At 73.3% G+C, this 12,380-nt stretch carries 7 protein-coding genes; 4 read left to right on the top strand and 3 right to left on the bottom strand.

Annotated features, from left to right (window positions below; all coding sequences use genetic code 11):
• The first annotated feature begins 565 nt into the window (after nt 1-565).
• On the top strand, nt 566-2,668 hold the full coding sequence (locus tag LIU39_RS26900; protein WP_227049501.1) for an asparagine synthase-related protein: 2,103 nt from the start codon (nt 566-568) through the stop codon (nt 2,666-2,668).
• A gap of 29 nt (nt 2,669-2,697) precedes the next feature.
• Here LIU39_RS26900 and LIU39_RS26895 read toward each other — a convergent pair whose 3' ends face one another.
• Together LIU39_RS26895 and LIU39_RS26890 are read right to left on the bottom strand one after the other, a co-directional pair.
• A complete protein-coding gene (locus LIU39_RS26895) occupies nt 2,698-4,641 on the bottom strand; it encodes a sigma-70 family RNA polymerase sigma factor (RefSeq protein ID WP_227049500.1) in 1,944 nt (647 codons plus the stop codon).
• A gap of 267 nt (nt 4,642-4,908) precedes the next feature.
• On the bottom strand, nt 4,909-5,670 hold the full coding sequence (locus LIU39_RS26890; RefSeq protein ID WP_227049532.1) for a TetR/AcrR family transcriptional regulator: 762 nt from the start codon (nt 5,668-5,670) through the stop codon (nt 4,909-4,911).
• 664 nt (nt 5,671-6,334) lie between these two features.
• On the opposite strand from LIU39_RS26890, the gene LIU39_RS26885 reads away from it, so the two are divergent.
• Entirely contained in the window at nt 6,335-7,660 is a 1,326-nt protein-coding gene (locus LIU39_RS26885) for an NAD(P)/FAD-dependent oxidoreductase (protein ID WP_372464066.1), read from the top strand.
• Between the two features lie 303 nt (nt 7,661-7,963).
• Entirely contained in the window at nt 7,964-9,772 is a 1,809-nt protein-coding gene (locus LIU39_RS26880) for a SpoIIE family protein phosphatase (RefSeq protein ID WP_227049498.1), read from the top strand.
• Between the two features lie 31 nt (nt 9,773-9,803).
• Here the strand turns inward: LIU39_RS26880 and LIU39_RS26875 are convergent, their stop codons facing one another.
• Complete coding sequence (locus tag LIU39_RS26875; protein WP_227049531.1) at nt 9,804-11,105, bottom strand: MFS transporter; 1,302 nt, start codon at nt 11,103-11,105, stop codon at nt 9,804-9,806.
• 202 nt (nt 11,106-11,307) lie between these two features.
• Between LIU39_RS26875 and LIU39_RS26870 the strand changes: the two genes are divergently transcribed.
• Entirely contained in the window at nt 11,308-11,868 is a 561-nt protein-coding gene (locus LIU39_RS26870) for a MarR family winged helix-turn-helix transcriptional regulator (protein ID WP_227049497.1), read from the top strand.
• Nucleotides 11,869-12,380: the final 512 nt, after the last annotated feature.

Raw genomic sequence — 12,380 nt, 5'->3', positions numbered from 1 at the left:
ATGGCGAGATTCATGTTCAAACAGGGGTACGGGAATTGGCATGTGCTCCGGGTACGTGTTGCCGTGCGCCTACACGTGCGCGCTGCCTGCCCTGTTGCGGGAGGGCTTCCATGGGTGCTGCGTGGGTCGGCCCGCTGCACTGAATCCAGTGGGCTGGGGGATACCACCACCTCATTCCCCGCAGGTGGTGGTCCGGTCCGGGAGGCGCAGCCCGCTTCCCGGACCGTCGCACGAGGCCGGCCGCCACCGGCAGGACACCGGGTGACGCCACGGTTCCGCGTCGCCAACTGGGGTGTGACGAACGGACTTTGGCTGAATAGTGGTGTGCGAAAATTTCACGCCGCACACCCCGGATGCCGAGCTTCCACCGCTCCGGTACGCCCCTTCCGGGAGCCGCGGCGCGCCGGAGCCGCCCTGCCGCAACGGCGCGAACCACCCGTACACGGGCCTTCTCCCGCACCTCCCGCGCGCCGCTGTCATGGCAGCATGGTCCGCACAACGGCTGGTAATCCGCGGTACGGGGTGGTGGCGCGCCCTCCGCCGGACGGGGAAGCGTGGAGGCGCGATGCGCTGGTTGGTGGGGTGGAGCAGTAGCGCCACGGGGCCGGCCCTCACCGGGGAGAGCCGCGCGGTCCTCCCCGTAGGCGCCCAACTCCTGTGGGGCGGGCCGGATCCGCTGTGGGCGGTCGGCGACTGGCGGCCCGACGAGGTGCGCGTCGTCCAGGCCGACCCCGAGACCCGGCTCGCCGTCTTCGGCGTCTGCGGCGCCACCAACGACCAGCTGCGGGTGGGCCTGTTCGCGGCCCGTGGCGGCGCGCTGCGGCACCTCACCGCCTGGCCGGGCAGCTACACCGCGGTCGCGCAGGTGGGACGCCGGATCACGGTCACGGGCGATCTGGCCGGCGCCCGCCCCGTTTTCCACACACCCTGGGACGGCGGCACCGCCTACGCCACCGCCGCCCTGCCGCTCGCCGACCTCGTCGAGGCCGGCCTCGACATCGGTCACCTCGCCGCCCTGCTGGCCTGCCCCGACGCCCCCGAAGCGGTCGGCTCCGGCACCCCGTACCAGGGCGTGCGCCGGATTCCGCCGGGTCACGCCCTGGTGCTGCGCGGCGGCGCCCGCGAGATCGCCTGCTACGAACCGACGGTGTCGCTGGCCGTCGCCGCCCCCCAACTCGCCCCCGAACAGGCCGTGGACGGCGTACGAGAGGCGCTGGTCGATGCGGTGCGCGCCCGGCTCGCGAGCCCTCGGCACGCGCCCGACCCGGACGGGCTCGACGGCCTGGACCCCGGCCCCGTACCGGGCATGGGCCCCGCCGAACGCCGGGCAGCGCGCGGCGGCCCGGCACCCGGAATCGGCGCCGACCTCTCCGGAGGCAGTGCCTCCGGAACTCTCGCCCTCCTGGCCGCCGGCCTCCCCGGAGCGCCCGGGGCGCTGGGCGGCCACGGCGAACGCCTGCTGGCGGTCACCTTCAACGACCGTGCCACCCACGGCGATCAGGCCCACCACGAAGCCGAACTGGAACGCGCCCGCAGCATCGCCGCCAACCCCCGCCTGCACCACGTCGTCGTCGCCGCGGGCGAGGAGGCCCTGCCCTACGCCGACCTCGGGACCGGCCCCCTCACCGACGAACCGGGCCCCTCCCTCACCACCGCGGGCCGTCACCGCAGACGCCTGCTGGCGGGCAGCGCCGACCACTTCGTCGGCCACGGCGCCCGCCAGGTCCTGGACGCCCACCCCGCCCGCCTCGCCGACCTCCTCCTGGACCGCCGCCGGCGCCACCTGCTGCGCCCGGTCACCGCGCTCGCCCGCGCCGACGGTCCTTCCGCACAGTCCGTCCTGGTCCCCTTCACCGTCTACCGCGCTGCCCGCAAGCTGGCCCGTACGCCCTACGGAGTGGGGATCGCCGACACCGCACGCCGCCTCATGGAGCGGCAGTTCGCCGACGAACCCGTGGCGGACGGCGCGGTCGACGCGTCGCTTGCCGCCCTCTTCTGGTGCCGTCCGGGCCCGGCCGCGCGCTGGCTCACCGGCGAGGCGCTCGCCGAAGTATCGGTTCGTCTCGGGGACGCGGCCACCCGCTCATCAGGAAGCGGCCGCCCCGGGGAGCGCAGGGCCCGCGCCGTGCTGGCCCGCCAGGCCGCCGACCACCGCGTCCTCGAACAGGCCGCGGAGGTCCGCAACCAGCGGCTGCACGCCCCGTTCCTCGACAACCAGGTCGTGCTCGCCTGCCGCGCCCTGCCCGACACCCTGCGGGTACAGCCGGGCGCCCGCGCCGCCGTCCTGCGCTCGGTGCTCTCCGGCGCCGGCGTGCGCGATCTGCCGGCGGGCTGGGGCGCCACCTCGCAGCCCACCCACGCCGCCGCGGCACGGGCCGGACTGCGCGGCGCCGTCGGCACCCTCGTCCAGCTCTTCGACACCCCCCTGCTCGCCGACGCCGGTCTCGTGGAGGCACGGGTCGTCCGCAAGGCCCTGCGCGCGGCGGCCGAGGGCGCGCCGCTGCCGCTGGACGGCCTCGCGGAGCTGGTCTCCACCGAGATGTGGCTGCGCCGCCTGCTGGCCAGGCGCGGCACCTGCTGGACGGGCGCGGCGGCGCCACGGCAGCGCGCGGTGGCCGGCGGCGTCGCGCCACAGCCGGGCTCCGAACCGGTCCTGCGGCACCCGTAGACGGTTCCGCGGCCTTGGCGCCGCCCGTCTCAGTGGCAGCTGATCTGCGACTGCGCCCAGTCCCCGAACGCCAGGGCGTCCGCCGGCGACTCCGGCTCCACGATCAGCCGCAGCGTCTTGCGGCCCGCCAACGGGACGTGCACCGGTACCGCCGGCTCCCCGCCGTGCACCACGTCCGACTGCCACAGCCGCTGCCCGTCCGCCTCCACGGAGAAGCGCAGCGCCCCGAGCCCCAGGCTGAGGTCGTCGACGCCGGCGCTCGCGTCGTACGCCGTGCAGCTGCGGTTGAGGTCGATGACCACCGAGGACGTGCCGTGCACCGTCACGCCGTGCGGGTACGTACGGCCGTCGATGCGCGGCTCCGCCCGCTGCCACATCCAGCTGCTCTCCAGCGTGCGGACCTCCGGCTTCGTGCCGTCGCCCGTCAGGTCCTGGTCGAGCGAGGTCAGGAGGTACGGCGTCGGGGCCGGCGGGGTCGGGGTGGGGGTCGGCGACGGCGGCTCGGGGGTGCGCGTCGGCGTGGGCGTCGGCTTCGGCGGACTCGGCTTCGGGGCCGGCGTCGGCGTCGGCGTGGGCTCCGGCTCCGGCTTCGGCGGCGGGGCCGGGCGCGGCGCGGGCGGCGGCTTCGGCACCGGCTTCGGCGGCGGCTTGGGCGAGGGCTTCTGCGGCGCGACGGTGGCCGTAGGCTCGGGCCTCGCCTGCGGCTTCGGCACCGGCTGCGGGGAGCCGGACAGCGCCATCGCGAGCGCCGCCCCGGCGACCGCCACCGCACCGACCCCGATCCCGACCTTGAGCGGTGCGCCGAGCGCCTCGCCGGCCGCGGCGCCACCGCCCGCCGCACCGGACCCCGACCCGGAGGCGGCCGCCGCGGCACCCGCACCCGCAGCTCCCGCCACCCCCGCGGCGCCGGCCACCGCGGCCGCCGTCTTGACCGCGTACCCGGCGGCGAACCAGCCGATGACCGCGACCGGAAGCACCGCACCGATCCGCTGGTTGACGTCCGCGACCTCGACCGCCGCCATCCGGCACCGCGCACAGCCCTCCAGATGCTTGCGCAGCCCCCGCTCGGCCCGCATCCGCAGCCCGCCACGGGCGTACGCGCCCAGCCGGTCGGCATAGCGCGCGCAGTCGCCGCCCTCGGTCAGCGACTGGCTGACATGCGCCTGGAGGTACGCCTGCTTGAGGCCCTCGCGGGCACGGTGGGCCAGCACCGCCGTCGCGTTCGCGGTCAGCCCGAGCAGCGGCGCGACATCGCTCGGCGACTCGTCCTCGATCGTGGTGTGCCACAGCACCGTCTGGTAGCGCTCCGGCAGGCTGCGGAACGCCCGCACCGCCATCGACCGCTCGGCTTCCTGCATGGCCCGTACGTCGGCGCCGAGGTCGAGGGTGTCGTCCATCGACGAACCGGCCGCGGAGACCGCGAACACCGCGAAGTCCTCGACCAGTTGCTCACGCCGCGCGGTCTTCCCCCAGGCCGCGGCGACCCGGCGGACCGTCGTCAGCAGATACGCGCGCACCGCCGTGTCGGGCCCGGCCCCGCCGCGCACCGCCTGCAGCGTGCGGGCGAACACCTCGCCGGTCAGATCCTCCGCCGTGTGCGCGTCCCGGCAGCAGCTGCGCGCATAACGGCGCACCGCATCGGCATGCCTGCGGTACATCTCCTCGTACGCGCTGTCGTCCCCGGCCCGCATCGCGGCGAGCAGCCGGGCATCGGACGGCGGGAGACCGGCGGTACCGGGATCGGCCGCGGCGCCTTCGGGGCCCGCGCTGTCGGAGCGTTCGCGCTGCGGCGGCACTCCGGGCTCGATGCGCTCGGCGCGGTCGTGCCGCTCCGCGGGCTCACCGACCGGCGGCGTCGCCCCCAACGGCCCGGCCTGCCCGGGGACCTGCGCGGCCGCCCGGCCGCCGGAGCCGCCCGCGTCCATGGCGGAAGGGTCGCCGCCGCGCCACTCGTCCCGCCCGTCAAGAGTCATCGCCGAGGCCCCCGAACACGCCATCACACCGGAACACCGCGCAAGCGTGCCACACGGAGCGACCGCCCTCGGACGTCCCGTACGCCAACCACCCGTCCGGGGCGGGCTCCCGTACGGAAGCCCCTGCGTTCACCCGTCCGGGGCAACGTCCGCGCACGGGCACAGGACACCGGCAGCCGCGCACCCGCGACGGCCCCGCCGCACGCGGCAGGCCCGCCCGCCGCCGCCTCCCACGGGCCCGGCCCGGCGGGACCTGCGCGCCGGGCCTCACCCGGCGGGACGCGAGCGCAGCCCCTCCAGCAGGATCTCCAACAGGCGTGCGGACGCGGCCTGCTGATGCCCGGGATCGGGCAGCGCGGGCGCGCCCGTCGCGATGACCAGCAGGACGTCGCCGACGGTCACGTCGGTCCGCAGCGCCCCCGCCGACCTGGCGCGCTCCACGAGCCGCCCGACGACATCCAGCAGCGCAGGCACGCCACCGGGCTCGTCGGCCCGCTCGTGCGGACCGCCGTCCTGAGCCGGCCCGGCCGCATCGGCACGCACCTCGTCGGGAGCGCCGTATCGGGCGGCCACGTCATCCGCATCCGGCGCGGGACGCTGCTGCGGCACCCGGGCGCCGGCCGCGGCACCCTCCGGCGCCTGCTCGCCCGCGGGTACGGCGCCGGTGCCCACCCGCAGCACGCTCGGCGGCAGCAGCCGCCCGGCGCCCGACGCGACCGAGGTCCGCAGGAAGCGGGAGAGCGCCGACCAGGGGTCTTCCTCCTGGCCGAGCGCCGTACGCGCCTGCTCCGTCAGCCGGGACGTCTCCTCCTCGGCTATCCGTCGGACCAGGACGTCCTTGCTCGGGAAGCGGCGGTAGACCGTCCCGACGCCGACGCGGGCCCGGCGGGCGACGTCCTCCATGGGCGCGCCGTAGCCCAGTTCGCCGAAAACCTCACGGGCGGCGCGCAGTACGTGTTCCAGATTGCGCTGGGCGTCGACCCGCAGCGGTGTGCTCCGCCCGGCGGCGGCATCGCCGCCCATCCCCATGCCGCCGACGGGCACGGTGTGGTCGCTGTCGTGATCGTGATGTCTGGTGACGCTGCCGCCGACGCCGTGCGCCGTGGCCACGCCGGCTGTTCCCTGCGAGCCCTGACTCTGCATGAATGATCCCCCGGTCATGACGTCTCCCCCCGGAGACTCCCCGCCCTGACAGTAGGGGCGTACCGATGAAAAGGTGCACCCCAACGAGGTACGAACATAGTTGAGCCCAGGTCAAGAATGAAGGGCCAGTTCCGGGCACTCCGCCCCTCGTTCGGCCTACGGAAGCGATCCATCCCCTTTCCGGCCCGCCCCGCCGGCCGCCATCTGCCACCTGACCTGCACACCTCGTCCGGCATCCGCGGAATCCGCCCCTCCGGCCCGGCGCCCGATGCCGCTCATACATTTCGACGAGCCTGTGGACAAAGCCCGGCCGGCAGTGCGTCATGGAACAGTGCTGTGCTTTCCCGGGGGCCCGGCGCCCGAGGTGCCGCGCCGCCGGTCACCCCGGATCGGTGCCGTCCCGGGACCGGTCGACATCACGAGGAGAACCTCTGTGAAGGCTGAATCTTCGACGGATTCGACGGATTCGACGGATTCGACGGATCCAAAGGATGCGAAGGACCCGGGACACGTGGCGCGGATCCTCATCGTCGGCGGCGGCTACGTGGGCATGTACACCGCACTGCGGCTGCAACGGAAGCTGAAGCGGGAACTGCGGCAGGGCACGGTCCTGATCACCGTCGTCGACCCCGAGCCGTACATGACCTACCAGCCGTTCCTCCCGGAAGCCGCGGCCGGCTCGATCTCCCCCCGCCATGTCGTCGTGCCGCTGCGCCGCGTGCTGCCGCAGTGCCAGGTCGTCATCGGCGAGGTCACCGCCATCGACCACCAGGAACGCACCGCCACGATCCGCACGCTGGCCGCCGAGGAGGCAGGCACCGAGGACACCGACGTCGCCTACGACGAACTGGTCCTCGCCCCCGGCTCGGTCTCCCGCACCCTCCCGGTGCCGGGCCTCGCCGACTTCGGCATCGGCTTCAAGACCGTCGAAGAGGCCATCGGCCTGCGCAACCACGTCCTGGAACAGCTGGACATCGCCTCCTCCACCCGCGACCCGGCCATCCGCGACGCCGCGCTCACCTTCGTCTTCGTCGGCGGCGGCTACGCGGGCGTGGAGGCACTGGCCGAACTGGAGGACATGGCCGGTTACGCGCTCCGCTACTACCACAACGTCACACCCGAGGACATGAAGTGGATCCTGGTCGAGGCGACCGGCAAGATCCTGCCCGAAGTGGGCCCGGAAATGGGCCGCTACGCCGTCCGTGAGCTGCGCGCCCGCAACATCGACGTACGCCTCGACACCCGCCTCGACTCCTGCGAGGACCGGGTCGCCGTGCTGAGCGACGGATCCCGCTTCCCCACCCGCACCCTGGTGTGGACGGCAGGCGTGAAGCCGCACCCCGTCCTCGCCGCCACCGGACTGCCCCTGAACGGCCACGGCCGCCTCGTGTGCACGGCCGCCCTCCAGGTGGACGGCGTCCCGCACGCCTGGTCGGCCGGCGACGCCGCGGCCGTCCCCGACCTGACGGCCGAGCCCCCCGCCACCCCGGACGAGCCGCCCGTCCTGTGCGCCCCCAACGCCCAGCACGCCGTACGGCAGTCCAAGGTCCTGGCCGGGAACATCGCGGCCGCGGTGCGCGGCGGACCGATCCTGGACTACGCGCACAAATACGTCGGATCGGTGGCCTCGCTCGGCCTCCACAAGGGCGTCGCCCACGTCTACGGCCGCAAGCTGAAGGGCTACCCGGCGTGGTTCATGCACCGCGCCTACCACCTCAGCCGCGTACCGACCTTCAACCGCAAGGCGAAGGTGCTCGCCGAATGGATCCTCGCCGGCCTCTTCAAACGGGAGATCGTCTCGCTCGGCTCGCTGGAGAACCCGCGCGCCGAATTCGCCCTCGCCGCGGACACCGGCCGGCACAACGAAGCCAGCTGACCCGCCGCCCGGCCCGGAACCCCGGCAGCCCCCGGGACACCGGGCGAAACGGAGCGCGGAACTCCACCCCGGCCCCCGGGCGTCTGACGGATGCCGACCGCGTCGGCCACACTGGACGTGTGACCATGGGTGGGCTCGTACTTGCGAAGAGTGACAATCACGAGGAATCCGGACGTTTGCTGCATTCCGCCAGAGGGCGCCACGCGAGGCCCCAGCCGACCGTCCACCGGCCCCAGGCCGGCCGGCACCCCCAAGCCGACGGCCCGATCCCGCGCGACGACGCGAAGTAAGAGGTACCCCTCCGTGATCTTCACGCGCTGGAGCGCCAAACTCCCCGGCACGCAGCGGCGCACCGCCGCCCGTTCCGGCAGTGCCGCAACCCGCCCGGCAGCCGCCGCCCCGGGAACCACCCCGCCGCCCGACGACGGCGCCGCCGCGCCCCGCACGCCGGGCTCCGTACCGGCCGCCCGCGCCGAAGACGCCGCCCGCCCACCGGACACCCCCGAGCCACCGCCCCCGTCCGCCGAGACCACCTCCACCACGGCCGCCCCGCCGCCCACCGTCGACGCGCTCTCCGTCCACGGCATCCTCGGCACCATCCCCGCCCTGGTCGCCGTCGTCTACGGCCCCGAACACCGCATCGCCTACGTCAACAGCGCCTACGCCACCGTCTTCGGCCCCCGCCCGGCCGGCCGCACCGCCCGCGAGGCACTCCCCGAACTGGACGCGCTTGGCCTGCTGCCGCTGAGGGACCAGGTCCTGCGCAGCAAGAAGCCCCGCACGGTCAAGTCCCGCAAGGTACGCGGCAGTTCGGGCTCCGACTGCTCCCGCGACGGCTACTACACCTTCACCTGCACCCCCATCGAGGTCGCGGCCAGCGGCCCGGCCCCCGACCCCGAGGTCGCCTGCGTCGCCCCGCACAAGGGCGTCCTGGTCTTCGGCGCCGAGGTCACCGACCAGGTCGAATCCGCCGAACGCCTCCGCGCCAGCGAAGCCCGCCAGCGCGCGGCCGCCGTCACCCTCCAGCGCTCCCTGCTGCCCCAGGAACTGGAACAGCCCGACGACCTCCGCGTCGCCGCCACCTACCAGCCCGGCGGCACGGACGCCGCGGTCGGCGGCGACTGGTACGACGTCATCACCCTCGGCGCCGGCCGCACCGCCCTGGTCATCGGCGACGTCATGGGCCGTGGCGTACGCGCCGCCGCCGTCATGGGCCAGCTGCGCACCGCCGTCCGCGCCTACGCCCGCCTCGACCTGCCGCCCCACGAAGTCCTGCAACTCCTCGACGGACTCGCCGCCGAGATCGACGCCAGCCAGATCGCCACCTGCGTCTACGCCGTCCACGACCCGAACGAGGGCCGCCTGGTCTACGCCTCGGCCGGCCACCTGCCGATCCTGGTCCGCGACGCCGACGGCGTCGTCCACCGCGCGGGCGAGCCCACCGGACCGCCCCTGGGCACCGGCGGCTGGCAGCACACGTCGGACTCCGTCCCGCTCGGCGCCGGCTCCAGCGCCGTCCTCTATACGGACGGCCTCGTCGAACGCCGCGACAAGGACATCGACCACGGCGTCGAAGCACTCGAAGCGGCCTTCGCCGGCGCCGACGGCGCCCCCGACATCGTCTGCGACCGCCTGCTGCGCTCCCTGGGCATCACCGCCGAACACGACGACGACGTCGCCATCCTCGTCGTCCAGCACCCGGAGCGGACCGGACACGACGCCGAGCTGTTCCACAACGCCGTACTCGAACTCCACGGCGGCACCGAAGCCGCCCCGCGCGCCCGCGCCTTCGCCTCCGGAGTCCTCGCCTCCTGGCGCTTCTCCCCCGAACTCCACGACCTCGGCGTCCTGGCCGCCAGCGAACTGGTCGCCAACTCTCTCCAGCACGGCACGCCCCCCATGCGGCTGCGCCTGCGCCGCACCGACCGCCGCCTGATCGTCGAGGTCACCGACGGCGACGACCACCTCCCGCGGCGCCGCAGCGCCGAGCCCGTCGACGAAGCGGGCCGCGGCATCTCCATCGTCGCGACCATCGCCTCGTCCTGGGGCTCGCGCCGGACACCGGGCGGCGGCAAGGCCGTCTGGTGCGAATTCGCCCTCCCGAAGACCTGACCGCCACACCGGACGCCAGGCGAGGCCGCCGTCAGGCCACGGCCACGGCGGCTTCCGCCTCGGCTTCCGCCGCCCGGGGCGCCGGCACGGCAGCCGCCGCACGGTGCGGGTTGTCCTGCGCCGGGGTCAGCATCCGCCCCAGCCGCAACGACAGCACCGTGATCCCCAGCGCGCACAGCACCAGCATCCCGATGTACGCCACGGACATCCCATGGCCCACCATCAGCGCACCCACGGCCGGACCGACCGCCAGCGCCAGCTGCTTGACCAGCGCGAACGCCGAGTTGTACTGCCCGATCAGAGAAGCCGGCGCCAGATCGGCCACCAGCGGCGCCACCGTCGGCGACAGCAGCGACTCCCCGATACCGAACAGCGCGTACGTCGAGATCAGCAGCGTCGTCGCCACCGCCTGCGCGCCGTGCACCAGGCCCGAGAGCCCGGCCGCGATCCACGCCACGGTCCAGATCACGCCGACCACCGCCATGACCCGGCTGCGCCGCCGCCGCTCCACCAGCCTGAGCACCACGAACTGCGCCGCCACGATCGCCGCCGTATTGGCCGCGAGCGCGATGCCCAGCGTGGCCGGAGCGATCCGGGTGACCTCGGTGGCGTACGCCGCGAGCCCCGACTCGAACTGCCCGTAGCAGGCGAAGAACAGCACGAACCCCAGCACGCACAGCCACACCATCCGCCGGTCGGCGAACAGCGCACGCCACGCCCCCCGCGGACGCTCGCCGGTCGGCACCTCGTCCTCGACCTTCGGCGCCCCCGGCAGCCGTACGGTCGCAATCGCCGCACCGAGCACCAGGAACATCGCGGCCTCGATGGCGAACAGCCGCACAAAGCTCGACGCGTGCGCCTCGTCGACCATCAGCCCGCCGACCAGCCCGCCGATGCCGAGCCCCAGGTTGTTCAGGAAGAATTGGGTGGCGAACGCCCGCGACCGGGTGACCGTCGTGGAACACCACACGATCATCGTCGCCAGCGCCGGCTGGATCACCGCGATACCGGCACCGAGCGCCACGGCCGACACGATGACCTGCGCCTCGCTGCTGGACAGCCCGAGCCCCAGCGCACCGGCGGCGGCCGAGACCGTACCGACCACGGCCACCGGCAGGGGACCGCGCCGGTCGATGGCCCGCCCGGTCAACGGCAGCACCACCAGAGCCGAAACAGCCAGCATCGCCAGCACCACACCGGCCGTACTCGCGCCGAGATCCCGCACCTTCGCCACATAGACGTACAGATACGGAACCGTGAAGCCGTTGCCGAACGCGCTCAGCGCGTTCCCCAGCTGGATCCGGCGCAGCGCAGCGCCCATCGCGGTGGTCACACTCACCTACCTAGGTCATGTCGAAAGACGATCAAGAAGAAGAACAGCAAGAAGCGGCGGGTCAGCCGCGCGGACGCACAGCCCCCCCGTCTCCAGGGGACCGGACGGTCGCAGCCTGAAGACTTCAACTCTAAAGTTCGAAGCTAAACAGTACACGGCGAAGGACTTCGACGCCAATGAGTTCCATGCCATACTGCGCCGCATGCCTGAGACCTCAGAAGCGTCCGGCGCTGCCGCCGAACCAAGCCTTGAGGAACAGATCGCGGCCTACCAGCGCGAGTTCCAAGACCTCGACCCACAGGTGGAACAGGTCGTCTCCGCACTGCAGCGGCTCAACCGGCGGATGAACGTCGCCTACGGACGCCAGACGGCCACGCTCGGCATGAGCAACGCCGAATGGGAGGTGCTCAAGGCCCTCGTCGTCTCCGGCGCCCCGTACCAGCTGGGCCCCGGCGAACTGGCGAAGCGCCTCGGCCTCACGCCGGCCGCGATGACCCACCGCATCGACCGGATGGCGAGCGAGGGCCTGGTCAACCGCGAGCGCGACGAGACGAACCGCGTCCGGGTCATCGTCGAGCTGACGCACGAGGGCCGCGAGAAGTGGCTGGAGGCCATGCGGATGGCATCGGTCTTCGAGGAAGACCTCCTCCAGGACCTCTCGGGCGACGAACGCCGGCTCCTCGGCGAGGTACTGACCCGCCTGCTCCGCCGCGTGGAGGACGCCCAGCCGGACGCCGACGGGCGCCTCACCGACCTCGACTGACGCGAGTTGACACACCCCGGCCCGATACGTAGTGTTCTCCGAGTTGCCACACAGCCGGAACGGTTCTGTAGCAGCCATCCGCCGCTTCGCGGCACACCACTACTGCACGACTCCTCATCGGGAACAATTTCGGCATGCCGAAATTGGGACCGCGGCTCGATTATGAGTCATCGAGGAATTCCGCTAAAGTAGTGACCACGCCGAAAGGCGCAGCGAGACCCCCTACGACGGGGAATCGGAAATGAATTCGGACCGGAAACGGCGAGAATCGGATCTGATAGAGTCGGAAAGGCCGGAAAGCGAAAGCCGGAAGGTCAACCCCGCTCCAACGGGGGGCCGGAGACGGAAACGGATCTGGTAAGGTTGGAAACGCGAAAAGGCCGAAAGGCCGGATCGCACCGGCGAAAATCGGGACCGCGAGGATCTGATAGAGTCGGAAACGCAAGACCGAAGGGAAGCGCCCGGAGGGCCTGGTGAAACAGGCACAAAGGAAGCGTCCGTTCCTTGAGAAC

Origin of the sequence: Streptomyces pinistramenti (assembly GCF_020564935.1) — a bacterium.
In the GTDB taxonomy this organism is placed as follows: domain Bacteria; phylum Actinomycetota; class Actinomycetes; order Streptomycetales; family Streptomycetaceae; genus Streptomyces; species Streptomyces pinistramenti.
This window is presented reverse-complemented; position numbering and strand designations above follow the sequence as displayed.

What these genes read in the sequence shown, in the direction of transcription:
- LIU39_RS26900 (WP_227049501.1), top strand. Translation starts at nt 566, where the DNA reads ATGCGCTGGTTGGTGGGGTGGAGCAGTAGCGCCACGGGGCCGGCCCTC.
- LIU39_RS26890 (WP_227049532.1), bottom strand. Translation starts at nt 5,670, where the DNA reads ATGGGGATGGGCGGCGATGCCGCCGCCGGGCGGAGCACACCGCTGCGG.
- LIU39_RS26895 (WP_227049500.1), bottom strand. Translation starts at nt 4,641, where the DNA reads ATGACTCTTGACGGGCGGGACGAGTGGCGCGGCGGCGACCCTTCCGCC.
- LIU39_RS26885 (WP_372464066.1), top strand. Translation starts at nt 6,335, where the DNA reads ATGTACACCGCACTGCGGCTGCAACGGAAGCTGAAGCGGGAACTGCGG.
- LIU39_RS26870 (WP_227049497.1), top strand. Translation starts at nt 11,308, where the DNA reads ATGCCTGAGACCTCAGAAGCGTCCGGCGCTGCCGCCGAACCAAGCCTT.